Source organism: Enterobacter sp. 50588862, assembly GCF_001462935.1.
Lineage (GTDB): Bacteria > Pseudomonadota > Gammaproteobacteria > Enterobacterales > Enterobacteriaceae > Enterobacter > Enterobacter bugandensis.
In genome coordinates, this window is record NZ_LNHM01000041.1 from 1 (window position 1) to 24379 (window position 24379).

The window sequence follows — 24379 nt, forward strand, 5'->3', positions numbered from 1 at the left end:
GTGCCGAGACCAGCAGCGCCGCTTTCTTTAAATCCGTCAGCGCCTCTGACAGCAGCGCCTTCTGCGTCTGCACATCTGCCAGTTCAGCCCTCGCCGCTTCTGCCGCGCTGCGTAACGCTTCAGCCAGCGACCGCGCCTGCTCCAGCTGGCTCATCGCTGCCTGCATCTCCAGCACCTGACCCTGCGCTTTCATCTGGCCATCAGCGCTGATAAATATCCCTTTCTGCGCCCGTATCGCACCCCAGCTGTCCGTCCTGAGCTCAAACCCCTCACCGCGCTGCTGTTTTTCGCTGTCGACCAGGTGACCCAGATTCAGCTGGCTCTTGCCACCGTACTCCGTGCTGACCTTGATATGCTCTTTTCCGCGCTCGTCATCAAGGCGGATTTTGTTGTTCGCCGGGGTGCGCAGGACGTTGCGTTTGTAATTCTGGATAGTGACGTGGTCGCCGTGCGCCGAGTCATGCAGCACGCCGGCAATGTACGGCCGGTCCGGGTTACCGTCCTCAAAGCCAATCGCCACCTCGGTGCCCGCCAGCAGCGGCAGGTGCAGGCCGTAAGTGTCCCCGGCATACGGGCGTGACTGGCGCACCCACAGGCTTTCGAATCCCGTCTCCCAGCTGTCACGATCAAACAGCATGTTGACGCGGTAGCGTCCGTCCTTATCGATATGGCCGTAGGCATCATTTTCAGTGGTACTGGTGACGCGGGCCGGCAGCGTACCGGCCATCACCGGACGTTCTCCCGGCTCGGGGCGGAAGCTGAAATCCGGGCTGTCCGGAATACCGTCAAAACGAAGGCTGAAGTCTTCATCCCGCCGCGCGTGGGTCTGCATCGCCGTGATGACCACGCCCTGCGCAAATACCTCCGCCACTTCATACCCGCCGGTGACTTTGAGCAGCATCCCCGGAGAGAGCGCCGGACTGCTGGTGATGGCCCGGGTCCGCGTCTGGCCGTTCAGGTAGCGCTCGTGCCGGATGCGGGCATAAAACGCCCCGGACTCGGGTGCCGGATTACGCTCATACGCGCTACCCGGCGTCAGATAATTGTCGGCATAGTGATACGCTTCTCCGTACGTGGTCGCGTCCCCCCGGGTGACGTCAACCAGCGTATTCATATCCTCTGTGGCCTGACGGTAGTTGTAGTCCCGGGTGCTGACCTGCTTCTGCACCACGTTGTGATGGCTCTCCATCCCCCACACCGAATCCACGCCATGCGAGTGCTGGCCTGACGGCGGCACCGACGGCAGGGTCAGGCCTTTCTCGTACCCCTGCTGGCTGTCGTAAAACTCCACCACGTCGATGTTCAGGCGCGTGTCGGTGGTGAAGCGGAACCAGATACCGACCTCACCCAGCAGGCGGGTGATGAAGTGCAGGTCATTCTCGCCGTACTGCATCACCTGCTCACGGCGCGGATACTCTTTAGTGAGCGAGAACAGAAAATCCTGGCCGCGCATACCGTGACGTTCGCGCAAGATTTTTTCCACGATTTGCGGGACCGACATGTCCTGGTAAATGGCGTTCTGGTGCGAGCGGTCAAGCAGCGCCAGTCGCGGCCGGAGCGTCAGGGCATAACGGGTTTCGTCTTTTGATGTGCCGAGGCGTTCAAAGCCGGTCACCACCCCCTGAAGGGTGCGCACGGCCTGCTGCACTCTGATGCCGTAACCCTGGTCTACCGGGGCCTGCAGCGTCAGGGAAGCCCCTTTCATCAGCATCATCTCTTTGCTGATGGCGTGGTTACCGCTGGTGAATTCAATACGGTAGCGGAACGGTGTGCTCAGGGCTTCATCGCCTTCAAACGCCAGCACGTCGAGCGCGGACTCACAGCCTTTCACCGCCAGCAGGTGGTGGTTATGGCTGAACCTTAACGGAGGATTATTACTCATGCGTCCACTCCCTCCTGAACGTCAAATTCCAGACCAATGCCCTCTTCTTCGCTCCAGCTCAGGTGTAACGACCGTGGTTTTTGTCTGTCGGCCATACGGGTCAGCAACTGCTGGCTCAGCACCGGCAGAATTTGTTGATTCAGCAGGCTGTCGATATTGCGCGCCCCGGTATCCGGCAGCAGGCAGGCGGCGGTCAGGGCGTCATACAGGCTCTCATTAATCTGCGTGGTCAGGCCATAGTGGCGATGCAAGCGCTTGCTAACCTGTAACAGCTTCATTTCCACGATGGTACGCGTGGCCGCTTCCGCCAGCGGACGGTAAATCACGGTCTGGAAGCGGGCCAGCAACGCGGGCTGGAAGTGGTCACGCAGGATCGGACGCAGCAGTTCGTGCAGATCGCCTTCGGTGGATTCAGGTTGTTCGTCCAGCAGCTGCACCAGGTGGTCGCTGCCGAGGTTGGAGGTCATCAGAATAACGGTGTTGCGGAAGTCGATTTCACGACCTTCACCGTCGCGCATAAAGCCACGGTCGAACACCTGGTAGAACAGGTTCATCACGTCGCGGTGCGCTTTTTCGACTTCATCGAGCAGCACCACGCTGTACGGTCGCTTACGCACGGCTTCGGTGAGAATGCCGCCCTGACCGTAGCCAACGTAGCCCGGAGGGGATCCCTTCAGCTGGGAAACAGTATGAGGCTCCTGGTACTCGGACAAGTTGATGGTAATCAGTGATTTTTCACCGCCGTACATCACGTCCGCCAGAGCCAGGGCGGTTTCGGTTTTCCCCACCCCACTCGGGCCCACCAGCAGAAATACGCCCTGCGGGCCATTCTCGGAGGTGAGACCCGTTTTTGCCGCACGCAGACGCTGGGCGATGGCCGCGAGCGCCACATCCTGCCCGACCACACGTTTGCCAATTTCATCTTCCAGGGTAAGCAGTTCGATCTGCTCATCTTTCATCAGCGATGACAGCGGAACGCCTGTCCAGTCAGCAATCACATTGGCAACGGTGCGCACATCCACATCTAGCGAGAGCAGCGGGTTGCTGTGCTGCATGCCGTGCAGTTCCTGCTGCAGCGCGTGCGTCTCGCTCTGACGGGAGATGTCCTGGCGGCTTTCCAGCAGTTGTTCGGTGAGTTTCAGTTCCTGCCCGTATTGAGTTTCAAGCTCGTCGAGAGCAACGATAAGATCGTTCTCTTCCTGCTCAATGACGGTCAGGCGTTCACCATGGCTCTGATTGCCGACAGCAATATCTTCCAGCAGTGCCTGCTTCTCCATTTCAAGAGAGGTGATCTGCGAGCGAATGCAGGTCAGCTGCTCCGGCACGGTGTCGAGGCTCATGCGGACGCGCGCTGCGGCGGTGTCGAGCAGGTCAACTGCCTTGTCCGGCAGCTGGCGGCCCGTCAGATAGCGACGAGAAAGCGTAACTGCCGCGCGCACCGCATCGTCGGTAATGTGCACGTTATGGTGCTCGGCGTAGCGGGATTTCAGACCACGGAGCATCAGACAGGCGGTGTCGTCATCCGGCTCGTCCACTTTGACCATCTGGAAGCGGCGCTCCAGTGCGGCATCGCGTTCAAAGTACTGCTTGTACTCACTCCAGGTGGTGGCCGCAATGGTACGCAGTTCACCACGCGCCAGCGCTGGTTTTAGCAGGTTCGCTGCATCGGCGCCGCCCGCATGGTTGCCCGCGCCGATGATGGTATGCGCTTCATCAATAAACAGCAGGACCGGGGACGGTGATTGCTGCACCGCGTCGATGACGTTTTTCAGCCGCTGTTCGAACTCCCCTTTCACGCCAGCACCGGCCTGCAGCAGGCCCAGGTCGAGGGTACGCAGAGTGACCGTTTTCAGGGATTCAGGCACATTACCCTCGGCAATACGCAATGCCAGACCTTCAACCAGTGCGGTTTTCCCCACGCCCGGCTCGCCGACCAGAATCGGGTTGTTTTTGCGGCGACGAGAAAGGATGTCCACCATCTGCCGGATTTCTGTGTCACGGCCAAACACAGGATCGATCTTCCCTTCCTTCGCTTTGGCGGTGACATCGAGGGTGAATTTGTCCAGCGCGTTCTGCAGCGCAGGACTCAGTTCCCCCTCTTCCATTTCCTCACCAGCCGGACGCCCGACAAACTCCACCTCACCACCGTGGCTCTGTGCCAGCTCAGCTTCGCGCTGCATTTCCGGACGTTCATCCGATTGCGCATCCAGCAACGGTCTCAGGCGCTCCAGCTGGCTCTGGCCAAGCGTTAACAACGGCCAGAGGCCGTCACAACGAGCCAGTTTTGGTTTTTCCACCAGCGCCATCAGCAGATGGACGCTGCGAATGTGCTCTTCACCATTGAGTGAGGCCAGTAGCCAGGCTTGCTGCATCAGAGTCTGGATGTCTTCTGAGAGCTGGGGCCGATGGCGCACGGAGCGAGGTTGTTTATCCAGCCAGCCGAGCAGATCCTGCCAGATGCCATCCATATCCCACTCGTAGCGGCGTGCCAGCACAGTGAGATCCCCCTCGCCTTGCTCCAGCAGCTTCAGCAGCCAGTGCTCCGGCAGAATTTCGGCATGGGCACGGGTCTGGCAGAGCGATGCCGCCCCTTCCATCGCGCGGGCGCAGTAAGGGTTCAGACGACGTAACAGGATGGCTGGATTTTCCATGAGATTCTCTCTTTGTCGGTTCCTGGACACGCTACCGCCCCTCGCTGTTCACCAAAGCGCATAAGGTCAGGCAGGCAGGTTGTGTTTTCTTTGCTGAGCGCCCGCGTCTCAGGCGCTCAGCAAAAAACTGCGGGTAGGAAAAACCTGCCCGCATCAGGATTACGCGGTGGCGCGTTCGTTCCAGGAATCGGAATGAATGATGTTGCCGTCTTTGTAGGTCCAGGTGATTTTTTCGTAACGCAGCTCGATCTGCTCAAGGTGGTTATGCTTCTCGAAAGAAGGATCCTTGATGTCGTGCATCACCGGGTTCACTTTCACCACTTTGACGTTCTCAAGTTTGGTGTTGAAGTACTCCACTTCCTGGCCCGCATCGTTGATTTTGTACCACTTGAACTCAGCGGATTTCAGGGTCTGACCCGTGGTCACCGCCTTGTACAGGTACGGGCTGGAGGAGTCGATTTCCTTAGTGAACAGGAACGGGGTGTGGATACGGGTCCCGGTCAGCTTGCCGGTGTTGTTATCGGTCGGGATGTACAGGTTGTGCTGCTGTGCCACCACTTCGATGCTGCCTTCACGATCCTGAACGTCCACAGACCCTTTAATGTCCGCGCCGCCGTCGTCCTTCAGCCAAAGATAAACAGGAATTGCCATGTTAATTACTCCGTTTTATTTTCTGAGACGCCATCATCCTGCGATGACGCCGGGTGTTTGCCGGGTATCTGACAGGCATTGGCCTGCGGTACCAGACTGATTTCGACACGACGGTTGAGCGCCCGCCCTTCCGGAGTGTCGTTGGTTGCGGCAGGACGGCTTTCGCCATAGCCCTGTACCGCAAAACAGCTTTCCGGCACGTCGCCGGTGTCACGCATCCAGTTGCGTACCGCTTCGGCACGTTTCAGGGACAGCGTCTGGTTCAATTGTGGATTGCCGGTGTTATCGGTATGCCCTGACACAACAATCAGCCAGCCCGGTTTTGCTTTGATACCGACCAGGGAATTGACCAGCAGCTTCGTCGAACCGGGTTTAAGGTCGTATCTGCCGGTATCGAACAGCGACATGCTGTCGAGGCGCACAATTTTCGGTACTGGTTTGGGCTGCGGCTGAGGTTTGGGGGGCGGAGGAACATACGAACGGATGGCCTCCAGCACCGGCATCCGGAGTCGCTCCCCCTGATAAAGCCCCAGGCCTAATCGGGCCGGTACGCCGTTACGCGCCTGGTCATCCAGCAATGCCGCATCCTTTTGCAGGACGGCAACGGCGTCGGCTTTCGGACCGTAGTCATCCATAGAAATGCGATCGTAACGGATAATATCGAAGCTCACGCGATGCAATAGCTGGCGATTATTCCAGCCACTACAAAGCAGCGCGGTAATAGCAGCCAGGGTGAAAATGCCAAGGACGCAGCGCCAGGTCCGGGCACGGGGAGTGAGTCCTCCCCCTTCCGGTAGCTGTGGCAGGATGAAATCAGGAAGTGGGGAGATCACCGTACTGTCCGTTCCCACCGGGTGCCAGCCAGACACCTGCTGCATGGCGGTATGACGCGACAACCACGCCGTCCAGGCCGATGACGCAAGGCTTCCGGCAAGAATCGGCCCCATTCCCCACAGCATTGCTGCAGGTGCAATGGCCGGAACATCAGGATTATCATCGATGAATACCGCCTGGACATGCTGATTGAACCAACTCATCAGGCTATTCATCAACACCTGCTGCTGCATCACAGGCGCACCGCCGGTGGTGACCCATGCGGCAATTGAACAAGGCGCATTCGACTCACGCCAGACAGTCCACCCTTCACCCGGAATAGCGGCCTGCCAGAGCATGTCATCCGTCATCGCACTGCCTATCTGACCATTCAGAATTAATGGCACAGAATGTCCCGTTTCTTTACGCAACTGACTAATTTGCCAGCGCAAAGCCAACAGACGACTTGTCAGGGCTTCGCTGTCGACGTGTTTCTGCGGACAGACACTGACCATCACCGACAGCTGACGCCCCCAGTCCGGGCGCTGCAACAGTACCTGACGGGCAACCTGCTCCAAATCCTGATGATCCTCAACGCGGATCCAGCATCCCTGCGTGACGGTCAGTACCGGTGACTGTTGCGGCCAGGTCAGAGGCATATCACCACAAACCAGCACCACAGGTTGACGGTAAGTGGTTTCAGGAAGGTCATCCAGACGCAGGCTGGCGTCATGCTCCGCACGAGGTCTGGCGATATACCAGAACGCGACGATAACCCCGATCATCGCCAGCAGAACGAGCACTGAAGCCAGCCGGGATAACGGCAAAAAAGCCAGGCATACCACAGCACTCAGCAGGGCGGCCCACAGCGCAAGCCCGCGCTGTTGTACAGGACTCATTTTATGACTCCCGGCAACAGGGTCAGCAGCATCTGATCGAGCCATTGATCCAGTCCCCACCAGAGCGCGGCAAGAACAATCACGCTCAGGCCGATACGAGCGGGCCATGACGCCAGCCAGCCTCCCGTCCCCCGTCCGGTGCGACTCTCTGCCAGAACAGGGTGAGTCTGCGGATAGCTGAACGGCGTAACACGTTCATTGAGGGCGCTGACCAGCTTCTGACGCTCAGGATCGCTTAGCGAGCGGTAACTACCCAGAAAACCGAGCATCATTACCCGCTGAAAGCAGGTCAGTACGGCATTGTCTGGTGCAGGTTCACGCAGCACATCGCGCATCCTGTCACACAAGGTGTCACCGGCATCCATCGTGCCGAGGAAGTGTCCCTGCAAAGGAATGTCATACCACTGCACACAGGCATCATCCTCTACACCGCGGCCTTTTACCGCTTCATCAAGCAATGCACATTGTGCAGTGAGGATATGCCTACAGCTGGCTTCATCGAGCTCACTCGCTTTTAGTTCACGCTGAACGCGCTCTACATCAGCGATACAGCGTTCCCATAAGACCCGACCTTCACCTTCCTGAAACAGCGGGCCATGGCGAAGGCTGATGACCTGAAGCCAGGTATCCTGCAGCAGTGCGTCAATATCAACAGGCACGGCAATGCCGCGTTTACGCTCACTCATGTTCTCAGTACCGCAAAGAGTTCAAGTTCAGGCTCACCAAGCATGCCCGGGACGTAAAACATGCATGTCCCGCTCTGGAGCATTTCGGCCGCCAAAGGATGCGAGAGGTCGAGACTGAAATACTGATTTTCCAGGCGCAGCGGAATGGCGGCTGGCACATGACGCAGCGGCATCAGCGGTACACCCACGCGGGATGAGTTGACGATCCCACGCACATGGTCAGGACTGCCCACCTTACACTGGCGCGGGAACTGTTCCTGCAACTGCGCCACCGGTATCGGCGACCGTACAGAAAGATAGTAATCCGCTCCTTCGCGCAGACGCGGGTCATGCAGGCGAGCCTGCCAGAAGTGCAGTCGTGGGTCATAGTCGAGCGTCAGAGCCACCACGCGGGACGGCAAACTGGCTTCAAGCAGATCGCTAAGTAAATCAAACAACGGCGGAAATACCGCGTTAAGTTGCTCATGATGCCAGACCGGAATGGCGTTCACCTGGTGCTCCAGAGAAAATGTCAGCAAGCTCCCCGCCAGGCGAGAAAGCTCCGGATACAGACGTTCCGGCGGGCTTTGCAGATTACGCTGGAACTGACCCAGTACGGGCTCAGCGCTATTCAGCGCGTTGAGCAGCCAGAACAGAGAGACATCAGCCACGGCAAAGTCAGCCATACGCTCATTGCTTTCGCGCCGCATTGCCATCAGACGACAGAGTCGAGCCCGTAGCTGGGTCATGAGCTGTTCCAGTTGGGTTACCAACCAGGGGCTGCCCTGAATGGTCAACAGAGGGGGGAGAAACGTCTCATCTAATTGCCATAACCCCTGCGAATCTTGCTGCAGGCGGGCGACCGGACAAGTCAGATAATCACTGTTGTTCTGATGGTCAAAACGCAGCGTCAGTTCCGGTTGCATCACCGCAATCTGACGGGTGTCTTCCCCAAATGCATTGCGCACATCCCGCCAGCGCTGGCGATAACGCACCGGGCGCTCGGCCACTTCATCGGGTTTAAGGCAGTTACCGCCATTCGCCCGCAGTAGCGGAAGCGCCAGCATCACCGTCACCTCCTGCGATTCACTTTCAAGCGACAACACAGGCGGCAGAGAATCTGCATTGTCTGTATCAATCAGCGTTCCGTCCTGAAAACGGACATGCAGATGACGGGCCTGGAGACATCCAAGCTTGAGAGATTCCGGTTCGAAAGTGGCGTCAATGACCCCCCAGGGTGAGATGAGTCCCAGCCGGGCAATACATTCGGCAGACCAGGCCGCATACGCGACCTGTTGCTGAAAATGCTGGGGAGAGACCATAATGCCCCTACCCCATAACGGTTGTTCCGTTTTCATCGGCTTCCTGCCTGTTTTTACGCTTTCGCTTTCGGCATCTGTGAAACAAGCGACAAATTGACGTCCATCCCTTCCACCTGGAAGTGCGGGATAGCGTACAATTTCACGCGGAAGAAGCCCGGGTTGTCCTCAATATCTTCCACCACCACTTTCGCGTCACGCAGTGGGTGAGACGCCTGAAGTTCATCGCCCGGATCGGTCATTTCGGTCACCAGACTGCGGACCCAGGTGTTCAGCTCCAGCTCCAGAAGTCGGCGATCCTTAGTGGTGCCAATGTTTTCGCGCTGAATCAGCTTCAGGTAGTGGGCGATACGCGACAGCAGGAAGATGTACGGAAGACGCGCATTGATGCGGCTGTTCGCCGTTGCATCTGCGGTGTCATAGAGCGCCGGTTTCTGCGTGGAGTTAGCCGAGAAGAAGCAGGCGTAGTCGCGGTTTTTGTAATAGGACAAAGGAATGAAGCCCAGATTCGCAAATTCGAATTCACGGGTTTCAGGAATCATCACTTCGCTCGGGATTTTTACCTGATTGCCGGTACCGAGATCGTACAGATGGATAGGCAGGTCCTGAACCGCACCACCAGCCTGTGGCCCACGGATCTGTACACACCAGCCATTATTGATAAAGCTGCGCACCATGTTGGACGCAAAAGCAAACGATGCGTTGGTCCACAGGTATTTGTCGTGATCCGGACCTTTGACTTCTTCGACATAATTGAAGCTACGAACCGGAACGGTATCCGGGCCATACGGCAAACGTCCCAGTACGCGGGGCATCACCAGACCGATGTAGCGCGCGTCGTCCGTATTGCGGAACGATTTCCACTTGATGTACTCGGCGCGGTCAAAATAGTTACCAATATCTTTAATCGCCGCAACGTCTTCCATTGACTCCTTGAGGAAGAATTTCGGGCCTGCCGAGCCGATAAATGGCATATGTGCCGCAGCAGAGACTTTAGAGATATTGCGCAACAGAGCGACATCCTGCGCTGAAGCATCGAACTCGTAAGCGGAAATCAGCGCCGCAATCGGCTCGCCGCCCGGGGTATCATATTCGTCGATGTAGGTGTGTTTATACAGACCACTCTGGATCACCTCCGGACAGTCTTCAAAGTCCTGGCGCAGGTCTTCTTTAGACATACTCAGAAGCTCAATTTTCACGTTCTGGCGAAAATCGGTTTTATCCACCAGCGACTTCACCCCACGCCACAGGCTCTCAACCGCCTGAAATTCATCATGGTGCATTACCGCGTCCAGCTGGCGGCTGATCTGAAAATCAAGCTCAGCGATATGGTGATCAATCAGGCTTTTATCCAGTTTTTCGACTTTCGAGCCTGCTTTGGTCAGACACTCCAGAAAGACCTGCATACCTGCAGTCAGACGTTCATCGGCGGTGGCATCCGACATCGCCTGCGCATCTTGCCAGATATCCAGCGCGCTCAGCTCAGAGACCGGGCTCAGATTGATTTTCTCAAACAGGGAAGCGTAAACCCCACCCGCTGCTGGGCGCTCCAGCACCACGCTTTCACCGCCAGTAATATTATTTTGTACAGACATGAGCATTCCTTGATTAATCCGTTAAAACAGCCTGATGGTTACGATTTTTTTGACGCCAGTGCGGATAATTCATTTCGCAACTCAGCGCTAAGCGACTGGTCAAGAACGATTTTTTCTAGCTCTTTTCGGAAAGTCTGGTTGTCCAAAAGGTTGGCTTTCAAATCACGGAGCAAGTTGCGCATCGCCAGCATCGCCTTCAGTTGCGGTATCTGAGCAGCCACCTGCTCTGGCGTGAAATCTTTCATGCTCTGGAAAGTCAGCTGAATGTTGTCCTCACCGCCATCATCAGCCAGCGTATTTTTAACGGTCAGATTAACTTTTGGGGAATATTCGGAAAGAACGCTATCAAAATTGTTCTTCGTGATATTAACCTTTTCGCGCTCAAATATTGGCGCTGTGTCCTGCCCATTACTAAAATCACCCGCAACAAGCAATTTCAATGGTAATTCCATTTTCTTGCTTGCTCCGCCAGTATGCAGGTCAAGCTTTAGGTTAATACGTGCCTTAGGCACTTCATTCTGAAAACTGTCAGCCATCTCATCATCCCTCTTTGGTTTTGCTATGCCAACTTCACGGTATCGCGTTGATGCGCAATCATAGAATAATGATCGACACAAAATCAAATACGCAGATCATTAACCCGCAATGAGAAATTTCTTAAGAATTTTCTGCTAAACTATTATTGTGTAATGCCCTGCCAAGGCAGAAAAAGAAACTACTCTTTTCGCGCAAACCAAATATTTATATCGTTAAAAGGATCGCAACCAGTGAGATACTAATAAAAACAACTTATTTTGATTTGCATCACGACACTTTGTCAAAAAAGCATGAATTAACTGAAAGAAGCTATTGAGGAACGCAAAAAAAGAAGAAACGAAAAATTATGAAAAGTGAATATTTTATTGATAGCATGAATAATATATAAGATTTTTCCTTATGAAAATTCTTATTTATTATATGTAGTAAAAAATTCATTTTCGGATACTTAACGAGTCGTCAATCATTAATACCGTGCTTGTTCGTGAATTGACTTTATCCTTGCACAGAGGCTTCTGCTCGCCGCCCAAGAAGGAGGGATGCTCTCAATGCGGCTGTTTATAAAATCTGTAAAATCAAACACCTCCTGGATCGTCGCTTTTTTAATCAAAAACGAGTAATAGCACATATCGTATAACGGTGTTACATTATACCGCCCACCCAACGTCAGCTATGGCCAGGTAACGCCGTAAAGATCGGTAAAGCCTGCAACCATGACCTTGTACTACGGTCTAATAGGCACGTGGTATCGCACTAAGCGTTACTTTCACCGGCTCTACATAGGTTTCTCTATTTTGTCTCAATCCAAATTTCAACGCGCGTTTTTACACCCGCGTTACTGGTTTACATGGTTTGGTCTTGGCGTTCTCTGGCTGCTGGTACAACTCCCCTACCCTGTGCTGCGTATGCTGGGGTCGAAACTGGGCAGCGCATCCCGCTATTTCCTGAAGCGTCGCGAATCTATCGCGCGTAAAAACATCGAGCTTTGCTTTCCTCAGTACAATGCTGAAGAGCGCGAAAAACTGATCTCTGAAAACTTTAAATCCATCGGCATGGCGCTGCTTGAAACCGGCATGGCCTGGTTCTGGCCGGATGAACGCGTCCGTAAATGGTTTGATGTAGAAGGACTGGACAACCTTAAACGCGCTCAGCTGCAAAAACGCGGCGTGATGGTTGTTGGCGTGCACTTTATGTCGCTGGAGCTTGGCGGGCGCGTGATGGGCCTTTGTCAGCCAATGATGGCAACCTACAGACCGCACAACAGTGCACTGATGGAGTGGGTTCAGACGCGAGGCCGCATGCGCTCCAATAAAGCGATGATCAGCCGTAACAACCTGCGCGGTATGGTTGGCGCCCTGAAGAAAGGTGAGGCCGTCTGGTTCGCTCCTGACCAGGATTACGGACGCAAAGGCAGCAGCTTTGCCCCCTTCTTTGCCGTGAAGGATGTAGCGACGACCAACGGGACTTTCGTCATTTCGCGTTTGTCAGGTGCCTCCATGCTGACCGTGACGATGGTGAGAAAAGCGGATAAGTCAGGCTACCGTCTGCACATCTCTCCGGAAATGGCTAACTATCCGGAAAACGAGTGTGAAGCGGCTGCGTTTATCAATAAGGTCATCGAAACTGAAATCATGCGCGCACCGGAGCAATATCTCTGGATGCATCGTCGTTTCAAAACGCGTCCTCTTGGCGAAGCCTCCCTCTATATTTAAGCCCTGCATGAAGGTTAGTTTCGCTAAGAAACTAGCCTTTTCAATCACCTGTCATCTCACTGCAAAACCGTCTTTGATGGCGTCGCCCAAAGTGAATTTATTGCGCTGTGAAATCAAACTGTCGCCGTTCCACGACACTCGTAAGTGGCGGAAATTATTTAAAAAAATCCCTCTTGTCACCCCTCATTTTTAAGCGTACATTAGCGCCGTCTGGCACCAGGAAAGCACAGAATTCTGAGCGGGAGTCATCGGCGTAACGGGAAAATTCTCATTTCTGTTTAGCCGGGATTTCAGTTCTCTATAATCAGTTGGACTCTGTTTTTAAATGCGTACCACAAGATACGCGGAGCGATGAAACGTGAAATATTTCTTTATGGGCATTTCGGTGATCGTTTTAGTCTGGGCCGGAACCTTTGCCCTGATGATCTAGTGAGAACATGCAGTCAAAAAAACAGGAGCCATTTGGCTCCTGTTTTTTTGTCATGAGGACACGGGGTTTTCAGCAACGCTCTTTGCTGAGAGCATGCCATCGGCCCGGAACATACTCTTGATGCCCCTCACCGCCTGACGAATACGGTCGCTGTTTTCGATTAAAGCAAAGCGCACGTGGGTGTCGCCATAATCACCAAAGCCGATACCCGGGGACACACACACCTTCGCGTCCTGCAGCAGCTTTTTAGCAAACTCCAGCGAACCCATCGCTGCGTACGGTTCCGGAATTTTCGCCCAGACATACATGGACGCTTTCGGCATCTCCACCATCCAGCCAGCCTCATGTAACCCTTTTACGAGTACGTCGCGGCGACGTTTATACTGAGCAGCAATGTCGTGAACGCACTGCTGATCGCCCTCCAGAGCGGCAATAGCGGCAACCTGCAGCGGCGTGAAGGTACCGTAATCGTGGTAACTCTTGATACGCGCCAGTGCACTTACCAGCGTTTTGTTACCCACCATAAAGCCAATACGCCAGCCCGCCATGTTGTAGCTTTTCGACAGGGTAAAGAACTCCACCGCCACGTCACGCGCGCCCGGAACCTGCATTATCGACGGGGCTTTCCAGCCGTCATAGACGATATCGGCGTAGGCTAAATCATGAACCACCAGCACGTCATAACGCTTGGCCAGAGCGACAACTTTCTCGAAGAAATCAAGCTCCACGCACTGGGCCGTTGGGTTCGACGGGAAACCGAGGATCATCATCTTGGGTTTCGGGTAGCTTTCGCGAATGGCACGTTCCAGTTCGTTAAAGAAATCGACACCATCCACCAGCGGAACAGAGCGCACCTGCGCCCCGGCAATCACCGCGCCGTAGATATGGATTGGGTAACTTGGATTGGGTACCAGCACCGTATCACCGTGATCCAGCGTGGCCAGCATCAGATGTGCAAGCCCTTCTTTCGAGCCGATGGTGACAATCGCCTCACTTTCAGGATCGATATCAACCTGATAACGATCCTGATACCAGCGCGAGATCGCGCGACGTAACCTGGGAATACCGCGCGAGGTTGAGTAGCCGTGCGTATCCGGGCGCTGGGCAACCGTGCAGAGCTTTTCAACGATATGCGGTGGCGTTGGGCCGTCAGGGTTACCCATGCTGAAATCGATAATATCTTCGCCGCGCCGACGCGCAGCCATCTTCAGTTCAGCAGTGATATTGAAAACATAAGGGGGGAGACGATCGATACGCGTAAAACGGCGTTCAGGACTGAATTCAGCCATAGATTCCTCAGATTAACGTTAGCGCCCGGACCGTCCGAGCGACGCTGCCACCGATGTGGCGTGCTTAGAAAATAACCTGAAAAAAATCACCCTGTCGAGAGGGAAATGAAAAAAAAGCGCCCGCGTGAAAACCGGAACACTGCAATACATGAAAGTGAAAGCAGGGTTCTGATATTGGCTTTCCGTTAGCCGTTATTTAACAGAATGATATCAAAACAGTTACCTGGTGATTTGGCGCTGAGAAAAAATCGGGTAGCATCAATCCTCACCTGACAATCCCCTTTGTAAAATATGGTTTTTCCTCATTTGATAAACCCGACGGATAGCTGGTCAATACGTCCCAGGTTTTTTATCATGGTTCTTTCCCGTTTGCCCAGGTCTGCTCCGTGCACGAGATATTCACTATGCTGCTGGCGGTTTTTGACCGTGCGGCATTAATGCTGATTTGCCTGTTCTTCCTGATTCGCATTCGCCTGTTTCGCGAGCTTTTGCATAAATCCGCACACTCGCCGAAAGAACTGCTGGCCGTTACCGCCATCTTTTCTCTGTTCGCACTGTTTAGCACCTGGTCCGGGGTGCCGGTAGAGGGTTCGCTGGTTAACGTGCGCATTATCGCCGTCATGTCCGGCGGAATTTTGTTTGGCCCGTGGGTGGGTGTCATCACCGGCGTGATTGCCGGGACCCATCGCTATCTGATTGATATCGGTGGCGTAACGGCAGTGCCATGCTTTATCACCAGCATTATCGCCGGGGTGCTTTCCGGCTGGATCGGCCGCAAGATCCCCAAAAAACAGCGCTGGCGCGCCGGGATTGCTGCGGGCATGGTGTGCGAAACGCTGACCATGATCCTGGTCGTCGTCTGGGCCCCCACCACCGCGCTGGGGCTGGATATCGTCTCGAAAATCGGTATTCCTATGATCCTGGGCAGCGTCTGCATCGGTTTTATCGTGCTGCTGGTACAGAGCGTTGAAGGGGAAAAAGAGGCCAGCGCCGCCCGTCAGGCCAAGCTGGCGCTGGATATTGCCAACAAAACGCTGCCGCTCTTTCGCCACGTTAACGCGGAGTCGCTGCGCCAGGTCTGCGAGATTATCCGCCACGACATTCACGCTGACGCCGTCGCCATCACCAATATCGACCACGTGCTGGCCTACGTAGGCGTTGGAGAACACAACTATCGCGACAGTGATGACACCATTAGTCCGACCACCAGACAGGCGATTAACTACGGAAAAATCATCATTAAAAACAATGATGAAGCTCACCGAACGCCGGAAATTCACTCGATGCTGGTGATCCCGCTATGGGAAAAAGGCGTTGTAACGGGCACGCTGAAAATTTATTACTGCCACGCGCATCAGATCACCTCCACGCTGCAGGAGATGGCCATTGGCCTGTCGCAGATTATCTCTACTCAGCTTGAGGTCTCCCGGGCAGAACAGCTGCGTGAGATGGCAAATAAGGCAGAGCTGCGCGCGCTGCAGAGCAAAATTAATCCCCATTTCCTGTTTAACGCGCTCAACGCTATCTCCTCTTCCATTCGTTTGAATCCGGACACCGCGCGCCAGCTGATTTTTAACCTGTCGCGCTATCTGCGCTACAACATCGAACTGAAAGATGACGAGCAGATAGACATTAAAAAAGAGCTTTATCAGATCAAAGACTATATCGCGATTGAACAGGCGCGCTTTGGCGACAAGCTCACGGTGATTTACGATATTGATGAAGAGGTCAACTGCGTGATCCCGAGCCTGCTGATCCAGCCGCTGGTTGAAAACGCGATTGTTCACGGTATTCAGCCCTGTAAAGGCAAAGGTGTGGTCACCATCAGCATCACCGAAAGCGGCAACCGGGTGCGAATTGCGGTACGCGATACCGGCCACGGGATTGACCCAAAAGTCATTGAGCGCGTGGAGTCTAACGAGATGCCCGGGAATAAAATCGGGCTGCTGAACGTGCACCACAGAGTCAAGCTTCTCTACGGCGACGGGCTGCATATTCATCGTCTTGAACCAGGCACTGAAATCGCTTTTTACGTCCCGAATGAGCGTTCCCCTGTTCATGCGGCGACATCTTTATTACCTCAGGGTGAGTAATATGAAAGTCATCATCGTTGAAGATGAATTCCTGGCTCAACAGGAACTAACCTGGCTTATCAAAACCCACAGCCAGATGGAGATTGTGGGTACGTTTGATGATGGTCTGGACGTACTGAAGTTTCTGCAGCATAACCGGGTTGACGCGATTTTTCTGGATATCAATATTCCCTCGCTGGACGGCGTGCTGCTGGCGCAAAATATCAATCAGTTTGCCCATAAGCCGTTTATTGTGTTCGTTACCGCATGGAAAGAGCATGCCGTAGAAGCCTTCGAGCTGGAGGCATTTGACTATATTCTGAAGCCTTACCAGGAGTCGCGAATTGTCAGCATGCTGCAAAAGCTGGAGGCCGCATGGCAGCAACAGAGCGCTCCGGCTACCGCCAGCCCGACGATACGGGAAAACGACACCATTAATCTGGTCAAAGATGAGCGCATCATCGTGACCCCGGTCAACGATATCTACTACGCCGAAGCGCACGAAAAGATGACGTTTGTCTATACGCGGCGGGAATCGTATGTCATGGCGATGAACATTACTGAATTCTGCAGCAAGCTTCCGGCAGCCCACTTTTTCCGCTGCCACCGTTCGTTTTGCGTCAATTTAAATAAGATCCGCGAGATCGAACCGTGGTTTAACAACACCTATATTTTGCGCCTGAAGGATTTGGATTTTCAGGTACCGGTGAGCCGCAGCAAAGTGAAAGAGTTCCGCCAACTGATGCACCTGTAATGAAAGAGCCCTCTCCCGCGGGAGAGGGTAATGAGGCATCAGAGGATTTGGCCGAGAACCTGACGCAGATGGGCACCCGAACCCAGCAGGCCTGGGTTATCATGCACGATGAGATAAACGGGAATGTCCTGTACGTAGCTTCTGAAACGCCCTTTATCTTCAAACCCGCCGCGGAAACCGGAGGCTTTAAAGAAGTCGAGGAAGCGCGGCACGATCCCGCCCGCGATATAGACCCCGCCAAAGGTGCCCAGCGTCAGCGCCAGGTTGCCGCCGAACCGTCCCATAATGACGCAGAACAGCGAAAGAGCGCGACGGCAGTCGATGCAGCTGTCCGCCAGCGCGCGTTCAGTGACGTCTTTCGGCTGCAGGTTTTCCGGCAGACGACCGTCCGATTTCACAATCGCACGATACAGGTTCACCAGCCCCGGCCCTGACAGGACGCGCTCGGCGGAAACGTGGCCGATCTCCGCGCGCAACTCTTCAAGGATAATGCCCTCTTCTTCGCTGTTTGGCGCAAAGTCCACATGGCCGCCTTCACCCGGCAGGCTCACCCAGCGCTGAGCAACGTGGACCAGATGTGACACGCCCAGGCCGGTACCGGCCCCGTAAACCGCAATCGGCTTGCCTTCGACCGGTTCAGCGCCGCCAAACTGAATCAGGTGCTCCGGCTTCAGCATCGGGATCGCCATGGACACCGCGGTGAAGTCATTGATGATTTCCAGATGCGCAAAACCGAGATTCTTTTTCATCTCTGCGATGGAGAATGCCCAGGTATGGTTGGTCATTGCGACCCAGTCGCCGGTTATCGGGCAGGCAATGGCGATGCAGCCGTCTTCGACGCTCACCTGATGCTCTTCCAGATAGACGCGAACAACGGCCTCAAGGCTTGGGTAATCCAGCCCTGAGTAGGTCTTCGCCCGGGAAATTTCACCGCTACTTACATCGCATAATGCGAGACGCGCGTTCGTGCCGCCCACATCACCTACCAAAGCATACTTTGTCATTCTTCTACTGCTCCGCTAAAGTCAGAATAAATCTTTGGGACACTGTAAATTCAAGGCGTGATAACAACAACGACCGGAAGGTGAATGCCCATGGATTATCGATCTTCGTCACAGAATAACTTTACCGTTTCAGCACCTTTTGCACTATTGCCATAAGGCTTAATGTGCAAAGTAACGTCATTGCATTTTGTACAAGGAAATCATCATGCTCCACCCGCGAGCCAGAACCATGCTGTTGCTGGCAATTCCGGCGCTGATCATTGGCGTGGCCTCAAGCCTGGTCCTTATCGTCGTGATGAAAATCGCGTCGGTGCTGCAAACTCTCTTATGGACAGCTCTTCCGGCAAAACTGGGGGTCACCGCGGATTCTTCGGCGTGGATCATCCTGATGCTGACGTTAACCGGTATTGCGGTGGGTCTGGCGATCCGTTTCAGTCCCGGCCACGCCGGACCGGACCCGGCGCTGGAACCTCTGATTGGCGCTCCGGTTCCCCCCTCTGCACTGCCGGGGCTGATCGTCGCGTTGATCGTGGGCCTGGCGGGCGGCGTCAGCCTGGGTCCCGAGCATCCGATTATGGCGGTGAATATTGGCCTGGCGGTGTTCCTCGGCGCACGCATTCTGCCTCGCGTCGGCGCGCTGGACTGGACCATCCTCGCCTCCGCAGGCACCATCGGGGCGCTTTTTGGCACGCCTGTCGCTGCTGCCCTGATCTTTTCTCAGACGTTGGCCAGTGATAACGACGTCCCACTCTGGGATAAGCTGTTCGCTCCACTGATGGCCGCGGCTGCCGGCGCGCTGACGACAAGCCTGTTTTTCCATCCCCATTTTTCCCTCTCTCTGCCGCACTACGGAGAGATGCGGATTGCAGATATATTCAGCGGCGCCATCGTCGTCGCGATCGCCATCGCGCTGGGCATGGTGGCGGTATGGTGTCTTCCGCGCCTGCACCGGCTGGTGCATAAACTCAAACATCCGGTATTGATTCTGGGAACAGGGGGGCTAATCCTCGGTGTTTTAGGGGCAATTGGCGGAACGGTGACCCTGTTCAAAGGTCTGGACGAAATGCAGCAGCTGGCCTTCAGCCAGGTGTTTAGCGTGTCCGATTACCTGTTGTTTGCCGTCATCAAGCTGGCGGCGCTTGTCGTTGCTGCAGCGTGCGGTTTCCGCGGCGGGCGTATCTTCCCGGCGGTGTTTGTCGGCGTGGCGCTGGGGCTGATGCTGCACGAGCATGTCGACGCGGTTCCGGCGGCGATTACCGTATCCTGCTCTATTCTGGGACTGGTACTGGTGGTGACGCGCGATGCATGGCTGAGCCTGTTTATGGCGGCGGTGGTGGTGCCGGATTCGACGCTGTTCCCGCTGCTCTGCATCGTGATGTTGCCCGCCTGGCTCCTGCTGGCGGGCAAACCGATGATGATGGCCTGGCGAAACGACAAATAATCAGGCGCTATTGCGCGCTTCCAGCGCTTTGGTAATCGCTCCCAGCAGCGGCGGGATATCCGCTTTTGGCAGCATCACCTCAATTAGCGAGAGCCGCTCGTGGTGCGCCACTTTTTCCAGCACGTCCGCCAGCTGCTCCGCTTCACTGACTTGCCAGCACTGGGCCTGAGGATCGAGGCTCAGGGCCTGCGGGATTTGCGTCCAGTTCCATAGCGCAATGTCATTGTAACGCTGTTCCGGCCCGTGAATTGCCCTTTCAACCGTGTATCCTTCGTTGTTGAGCACCAGAATGATGGGATGTTGTTTATCACGCAACATTGACCCGAGCTCCTGAATGGTCAGCTGTGCCGCGCCATCCCCCGTCAGCACAATCACCCGCCGGTTCGGGCATGCCGTTTGCGCACCGAACGCCGCGGCCAGGGTGTAGCCGATCGAGCCCCACAGCGGCTGGACGATAAAATTCACGTCGGCAGGCAAACGCAGATCAATCGCGCCGAAGGCCGAGGTGCCCTGATCGGCCAGGATGATGTCTCCCGGGCGAATAAACGTTTGCAGCGTTTGCCAGAAATTCTCCTGCGTAAGCGAGCCGTCCGGCTGAGGGAAATTCATCGCGCTGTACGATGCCGGAACAGGCTTATCGTGAATATGCTGTTTGCACAGCTCCAGCAGCGCTTCAATGGCCTGGGCCATCGGGATGCCGGTAAACCAGATATCGCCGACGCGGGCGGCATGAGGCTGGACTTCTATCGTCTGTGCAGGCGTTAACTGATGGGTAAACCCGGCCGTCAGAGTATCGGTAAAACGCGTGCCGATGCACAGCACCGTATCCGCCCCCTCTATCGCCTCTTTTACCGGACCGGCACTGGCCGAACCGCTGTAGGTACCGTAAAAACCGGCGTTACGTTCGTCGAAAATGCCTTTGCCCATCAGCATCGTGGCATGCGCCATCGGCACATCCTTCACCCACTTCTGCAGCGCGTGCTTCAGCCCATGGCGCAGGACAAGAAAATCCGCTAACAGCGCGGTACGTTTACTCGCTGCCAGTTGACGCTCCGCAGCATCCCGGAACGCTTTCAGGCAGGCGCTATCGGCATGGGCATGCCGGAGCGTGAGAGCGTTTACAGGCGGCGTGGCGGCTTTTTTTGCCACATCGGCAGGTAACATCAAATAGCCGGGGCGACGTTCCCGGAGCATCGTCGTCAGTACCCGGTCGATTTCATAACAGGCGTTTTGTTCGGTCAGGATCGCCTGTGCAACGGTGATCGGCTCGCTCATATGGTAAAAATGGCGGAACTCACCATCGCCCAGTGTATGGTGCAGCAGTTCCCCCCTTTGCTGAGACGCCATCCCCGGCGCGCCAACAATATGCAGCACCGGAACATGCTCGGCATAGCTGCCCGCAATGCCGTTCATGGCACTTAATTCACCGACGCCAAACGTCGTCAGCAGCGCGGCGAAGCCCTTACAGCGGGCATATCCGTCAGCGGCATAAGAGGCGTTTAACTCGTTGGCACAGCCCACCCAGCAGATATCCGGGCTGTCTATTACGTGGTCGAGAAACTGCAGGTTATAGTCGCCCGGCACGCCAAACAGATGATCGGCTCCACAATCTGTAAGACGGTCCAGCAGGTAATCGGCGACGCAGTACGGGGTACGCATAAACAGGTATCCTTCTGATGTTGACCTCACTTTGAGTATTAAATAAGCGTGATGGCTGTCCAGAATTGGCGATAAGAAGGCTATGGAAAGAATGCTTTACAAAAAATGCTGAGCTATGCTGCTTTTTTTCACGTTAATGTAAACGTATACACTGATTTTTCTCTTCAGCACGAGAGGTCATACGAATGGGTTATCTGCCGGACAAAAATCGTTATCAGACAATGGAGTATCGCCGCTGTGGGCGAAGCGGAATCAGGTTGCCCGCGGTCTCGCTGGGGCTGTGGCATAATTTTGGTGACGCTACGCTTATCGAAAATAGCCGTCAACTTTTACAGCGCGCGTTCGATCTGGGTATTACACATTTCGACCTTGCCAATAACTATGGTCCCCCGCCGGGGTCTGCCGAGCGTAATTTCGGCCGTATTTTGCAGGAGGATTTCCTGCCCTGGCGCGACGAGCTGATCGTCTCCACGAAAGCGGGATATACCATGTGGGACGGCCCTTACGGCGACTGGGGATCGCGTAAATATCTGCTGGCAAGCCTCGATCAAAGCCTGAAGCGCATGGGGCTGGAATATGTCGATATCTTCTATCATCACCGTCCTGACCCGGAAACGCCGCTGCAGGAAACCATGAAAGCGCTTGACCATCTGGTGCGCCAGGGCAAAGCCCTGTATGTCGGGTTATCCAACTATCCTGCCGAGCTGGCGCGAAAAGCGATTGATATCCTGAATGACCTGGGCACGCCCTGCCTGATCCACCAGCCGAAATACTCAATGTTCGAACGTGCGCCGGAAGAGGGTTTGCTGGATGTTCTGCAGGAAAAAGGGGTCGGCTGTATTCCCTTCTCGCCGCTGGCAGGGGGACAGTTGACCAACCGGTATCTTAACGGTATTCCCGCCGATTCCCGTGCGGCAAGCGGCAGTCAATTCCTTAACCCGGAACAGATCACCGAAGAGAAGCTTGAGAAGGTGCGCCAGCTAAACGCCCTGGCAGAAAGCCGCGGCCAGAAACTCTCGCAGATGGCGCTTGCCTGGGTGTTACGCCATGAGGAGGTCACGTCGGTACTGATCGGTGCCAGCAAAACGGCTCAGATTGATGATGCCGTGGGTATGCTGGAAAACCGCCAGTTTACCGCAGAAGAACTTTCTCTAATCGACCAGATCCTGAGCAGTTCAAAATAAAACCACTTTTAGCAAAAAGTGCTCTCCCTCGGGAATTCGGAGTTGAGGCGATGAAACGAGCCTTTACCAACTCGTAATATTGCGTTAACAGGCCCCACGAAGGCCCCGATCGTGAAGGAGAAAGAGTATGTTCAGGTCACTGATTCTTGCAGCGGTATTACTGGCTTCGGCCCCGCTCGTCGCCACTGCTGGCGAAATCACCCTGTTGCCATCAGTAAAATTACAAATTGGCGATCGTGACGACTACGGCAGATACTGGGACGGTGGCTACTGGCGCGACCGTGATTACTGGCATCGTCACTATGAGTGGCGCGGCGATCGCTGGTGGAAACATGACAACGGCAGACACCGCGGCTGGTATAAAGACAACGCCTATGAGCGCGGTTACCGTGAAGGCTGGCGGGATCGTGACGACCGTCGCGGCTGGGGTCGCGGCAAAGGTCATGGTCACGGCCATCATCATTAATCCAAAAGGAGCCCCTGCGGCTCCTTTTTTGTTAAAGACCCAGCGCGGTTCCCACCAACAACCACAAGTTCAGCGCCACGACGACCACCACGATGGCCCACCCGGCCCGTTTCACCAGCGTCGTATTAACCAGTTCGCCCATCAGAGTTTTATTGCTGGTGAAAATCAGCAGCGGCACCAGCGCCAGCGCAATACCAAAGCTCAGCAACACCTGGCTCATCACCAGAATTCGCGTTGGATCGAGCCCCATCATAATCACGATAAACGACGGAAGCATGGTGATAAAACGACGCACCCACAATGGAATATGGAAGCGAACAAATCCCTGCATCACCACCTGTCCTGCCAGCGTCCCCACCACCGTGGAGGAGAGACCGGCGGCAACCAGGCTCAGACCAAATATCGTGGCAGCAGCATGGCTCAGTAACGGCTCGAGCGTGAGGTAAGCCTGGTCGAGATCGGCGACACCAGTATGACCGTTAAAGTGGAAAGCGGCGGCTGCGGTGGCCATCATCGCCAGATTCACAAAACCCGCGATGGTCATGGCGATTGCCACATCCCATTTGGTTGCCGAGTAGCGTTCTTTACGCGTCCCGCCGTGCAGATGCTGGGTCAACGAGGAGTGCAAATAAATGACATGCGGCATAATGGTCGCCCCAAGGACCCCGGCGGCCAGGAAAACCGCTTCCGAGGTTGGCAGGCTTGGGATCACCATGCCTTTCGCGAGCTGCGCCAGATTCGGCTGTGAGAAAATCAGCTCGACGATGTACGCCGCAGCAACAAACAGCAGCAGGCCACCAATGACCTTCTCCAGCGGTTTTTGACCCCGACGTTGCAGCATCAGGATCAGGAATGTGGCAATCCCGGTCAGCACCGCTCCCTGTAACAGCGACACGCCCAGAATCAGCTTAAAGCCAATCGCTGCCCCGATAAATTCAGCGAGATCGGTTGCCATGGCGATAATTTCCGCCTGAACCCAGTAGAGCCACACCGCCGGACGGGGATAATGGTCGCGAATTTGCTCCGCCAGGTTTTTACCCGTGGCAATCCCCAGTTTTGCAGAGAGCATCTGAATCAGCATCGCCATCAGGTTTGCCCAGACGACCACCCACAGCAGCTTATAGCCGAAACTGGCCCCGGCCTGAATATTGGTCGCAAAATTACCCGGATCGATATAGCCGATGGCAGCAATAAAAGCAGGTCCCATTAATGCGAACCGCAACTTGCGCGCGGCTCTACCACTGCTACCCTCTACGCGACTGTTTGTCATTATCTGCCTCTGGAAATATAGCCTTTGCTATGTTTAATGCTATCAAAATGAGAATGATTATCAAGATCATTTAGAGAGTTTAAAAT

19 protein-coding genes are annotated in these 24379 nt (G+C 55.1%); 7 read left to right on the forward strand and 12 right to left on the reverse strand.

Features of this window, described 5'->3' with window-relative positions; all coding sequences use genetic code 11:
- The 8 genes from APT89_RS20670 to tssB form a co-directional block, all read right to left on the reverse strand.
- On the reverse strand, positions 1 to 1882 hold a 1882-nt coding region (locus tag APT89_RS20670; protein ID WP_060573452.1), incomplete at its 3' end, for a type VI secretion system Vgr family protein.
- Positions 1879 to 4533 carry a type VI secretion system ATPase TssH gene (gene tssH / locus APT89_RS20675; RefSeq protein ID WP_060573453.1) on the reverse strand — a complete coding sequence of 885 codons (2655 nt, stop codon included), beginning with the start codon at positions 4531 to 4533 and terminating at the stop codon, positions 1879 to 1881. The genes tssH and APT89_RS20670, both read right to left, overlap by 4 nt.
- Before the next feature lie 159 nt (positions 4534 to 4692).
- A complete protein-coding gene (gene hcp, locus APT89_RS20680; protein WP_028019678.1) occupies positions 4693 to 5184 on the reverse strand; it encodes a type VI secretion system effector Hcp in 492 nt (163 codons plus the stop codon).
- 5 nt (positions 5185 to 5189) lie between these two features.
- On the reverse strand, positions 5190 to 6896 hold the full coding sequence (locus APT89_RS20685; RefSeq protein ID WP_060573455.1) for an OmpA family protein: 1707 nt from the start codon (positions 6894 to 6896) through the stop codon (positions 5190 to 5192).
- Positions 6893 to 7582: a type VI secretion system protein TssL, short form gene (gene tssL, locus APT89_RS20690; protein WP_041908837.1), complete on the reverse strand. Its 690-nt coding sequence runs from the start codon at positions 7580 to 7582 to the stop codon at positions 6893 to 6895. The genes APT89_RS20685 and tssL overlap by 4 nt, the downstream gene beginning before the upstream one ends.
- Positions 7579 to 8919, reverse strand: a complete 1341-nt coding sequence (tssK, locus tag APT89_RS20695) for a type VI secretion system baseplate subunit TssK (RefSeq protein ID WP_060573457.1) — start codon at positions 8917 to 8919, stop codon at positions 7579 to 7581. Before tssK ends, tssL begins: the two co-directional genes overlap by 4 nt.
- A 17-nt stretch (positions 8920 to 8936) precedes the next feature.
- A complete protein-coding gene (gene tssC / locus APT89_RS20700) occupies positions 8937 to 10481 on the reverse strand; it encodes a type VI secretion system contractile sheath large subunit (RefSeq protein WP_045631036.1) in 1545 nt (514 codons plus the stop codon).
- A gap of 32 nt (positions 10482 to 10513) precedes the next feature.
- A complete protein-coding gene (gene tssB, locus APT89_RS20705; protein WP_041908834.1) occupies positions 10514 to 11011 on the reverse strand; it encodes a type VI secretion system contractile sheath small subunit in 498 nt (165 codons plus the stop codon).
- 792 nt (positions 11012 to 11803) lie between these two features.
- Here tssB and lpxP point away from each other — a divergent pair.
- The gene (lpxP, locus tag APT89_RS20710) at positions 11804 to 12724 is read left to right on the forward strand and encodes a kdo(2)-lipid IV(A) palmitoleoyltransferase (protein WP_028013977.1); all 921 of its coding nucleotides are present in this window, start codon (positions 11804 to 11806) and stop codon (positions 12722 to 12724) included.
- A 358-nt stretch (positions 12725 to 13082) separates the two neighbouring features.
- On the forward strand, positions 13083 to 13154 hold the full coding sequence (gene ypdK / locus APT89_RS24250) for a membrane protein YpdK (RefSeq protein WP_099458937.1): 72 nt from the start codon (positions 13083 to 13085) through the stop codon (positions 13152 to 13154).
- A 50-nt stretch (positions 13155 to 13204) separates the two neighbouring features.
- Here the strand turns inward: ypdK and alaC are convergent, their stop codons facing one another.
- On the reverse strand, positions 13205 to 14443 hold the full coding sequence (gene alaC, locus APT89_RS20720) for an alanine transaminase (protein WP_060573459.1): 1239 nt from the start codon (positions 14441 to 14443) through the stop codon (positions 13205 to 13207).
- 386 nt (positions 14444 to 14829) lie between these two features.
- Between alaC and APT89_RS20725 the strand changes: the two genes are divergently transcribed.
- Complete coding sequence (locus APT89_RS20725) at positions 14830 to 16536, forward strand: sensor histidine kinase (RefSeq protein WP_041908832.1); 1707 nt, start codon at positions 14830 to 14832, stop codon at positions 16534 to 16536.
- Position 16537: 1 nt separating this feature from the next.
- The gene (locus tag APT89_RS20730) at positions 16538 to 17269 is read left to right on the forward strand and encodes a LytR/AlgR family response regulator transcription factor (protein WP_028013980.1); all 732 of its coding nucleotides are present in this window, start codon (positions 16538 to 16540) and stop codon (positions 17267 to 17269) included.
- Positions 17270 to 17307: 38 nt separating this feature from the next.
- Here APT89_RS20730 and glk read toward each other — a convergent pair whose 3' ends face one another.
- The gene (gene glk, locus APT89_RS20735) at positions 17308 to 18273 is read right to left on the reverse strand and encodes a glucokinase (protein ID WP_028013981.1); all 966 of its coding nucleotides are present in this window, start codon (positions 18271 to 18273) and stop codon (positions 17308 to 17310) included.
- Between the two features lie 205 nt (positions 18274 to 18478).
- Between glk and APT89_RS20740 the strand changes: the two genes are divergently transcribed.
- Complete coding sequence (locus APT89_RS20740; RefSeq protein ID WP_041908826.1) at positions 18479 to 19714, forward strand: ion channel protein; 1236 nt, start codon at positions 18479 to 18481, stop codon at positions 19712 to 19714.
- Here APT89_RS20740 and ipdC read toward each other — a convergent pair whose 3' ends face one another.
- On the reverse strand, positions 19715 to 21373 hold the full coding sequence (ipdC, locus tag APT89_RS20745) for an indolepyruvate decarboxylase (RefSeq protein WP_041908824.1): 1659 nt from the start codon (positions 21371 to 21373) through the stop codon (positions 19715 to 19717).
- 185 nt (positions 21374 to 21558) lie between these two features.
- Here ipdC and mgrA point away from each other — a divergent pair, with 185 nt between their 5' ends.
- Complete coding sequence (gene mgrA / locus APT89_RS20750) at positions 21559 to 22557, forward strand: L-glyceraldehyde 3-phosphate reductase (RefSeq protein ID WP_041908822.1); 999 nt, start codon at positions 21559 to 21561, stop codon at positions 22555 to 22557.
- 127 nt (positions 22558 to 22684) lie between these two features.
- Complete coding sequence (locus tag APT89_RS20755) at positions 22685 to 23023, forward strand: DUF2502 domain-containing protein (RefSeq protein ID WP_041908820.1); 339 nt, start codon at positions 22685 to 22687, stop codon at positions 23021 to 23023.
- A gap of 31 nt (positions 23024 to 23054) precedes the next feature.
- Here APT89_RS20755 and APT89_RS20760 read toward each other — a convergent pair whose 3' ends face one another.
- Positions 23055 to 24293 (reverse strand): Nramp family divalent metal transporter, encoded by a 1239-nt coding sequence (locus APT89_RS20760; RefSeq protein ID WP_045631032.1) that lies wholly within the window; start codon positions 24291 to 24293, stop codon positions 23055 to 23057.
- Positions 24294 to 24379 lie beyond the last annotated feature (86 nt).

Excerpts from the sequence above, each read along its gene's own strand:
- tssC (WP_045631036.1), bottom strand. The coding sequence starts at position 10,481 with ATGCTCATGTCTGTACAAAATAATATTACTGGCGGTGAAAGCGTGGTG.
- ipdC (WP_041908824.1), bottom strand. The coding sequence starts at position 21,373 with ATGCGTACCCCGTACTGCGTCGCCGATTACCTGCTGGACCGTCTTACA.
- tssH (WP_060573453.1), bottom strand. The coding sequence starts at position 4,533 with ATGGAAAATCCAGCCATCCTGTTACGTCGTCTGAACCCTTACTGCGCC.
- APT89_RS20740 (WP_041908826.1), top strand. The coding sequence starts at position 18,479 with ATGCTCCACCCGCGAGCCAGAACCATGCTGTTGCTGGCAATTCCGGCG.
- glk (WP_028013981.1), bottom strand. The coding sequence starts at position 18,273 with ATGACAAAGTATGCTTTGGTAGGTGATGTGGGCGGCACGAACGCGCGT.
- tssL (WP_041908837.1), bottom strand. The coding sequence starts at position 7,582 with ATGAGTGAGCGTAAACGCGGCATTGCCGTGCCTGTTGATATTGACGCA.
- tssB (WP_041908834.1), bottom strand. The coding sequence starts at position 11,011 with ATGGCTGACAGTTTTCAGAATGAAGTGCCTAAGGCACGTATTAACCTA.
- APT89_RS20755 (WP_041908820.1), top strand. The coding sequence starts at position 22,685 with ATGTTCAGGTCACTGATTCTTGCAGCGGTATTACTGGCTTCGGCCCCG.
- mgrA (WP_041908822.1), top strand. The coding sequence starts at position 21,559 with ATGGGTTATCTGCCGGACAAAAATCGTTATCAGACAATGGAGTATCGC.
- APT89_RS20730 (WP_028013980.1), top strand. The coding sequence starts at position 16,538 with ATGAAAGTCATCATCGTTGAAGATGAATTCCTGGCTCAACAGGAACTA.
- alaC (WP_060573459.1), bottom strand. The coding sequence starts at position 14,443 with ATGGCTGAATTCAGTCCTGAACGCCGTTTTACGCGTATCGATCGTCTC.
- tssK (WP_060573457.1), bottom strand. The coding sequence starts at position 8,919 with ATGAAAACGGAACAACCGTTATGGGGTAGGGGCATTATGGTCTCTCCC.
- APT89_RS20685 (WP_060573455.1), bottom strand. The coding sequence starts at position 6,896 with ATGAGTCCTGTACAACAGCGCGGGCTTGCGCTGTGGGCCGCCCTGCTG.
- hcp (WP_028019678.1), bottom strand. The coding sequence starts at position 5,184 with ATGGCAATTCCTGTTTATCTTTGGCTGAAGGACGACGGCGGCGCGGAC.
- APT89_RS20760 (WP_045631032.1), bottom strand. The coding sequence starts at position 24,293 with ATGACAAACAGTCGCGTAGAGGGTAGCAGTGGTAGAGCCGCGCGCAAG.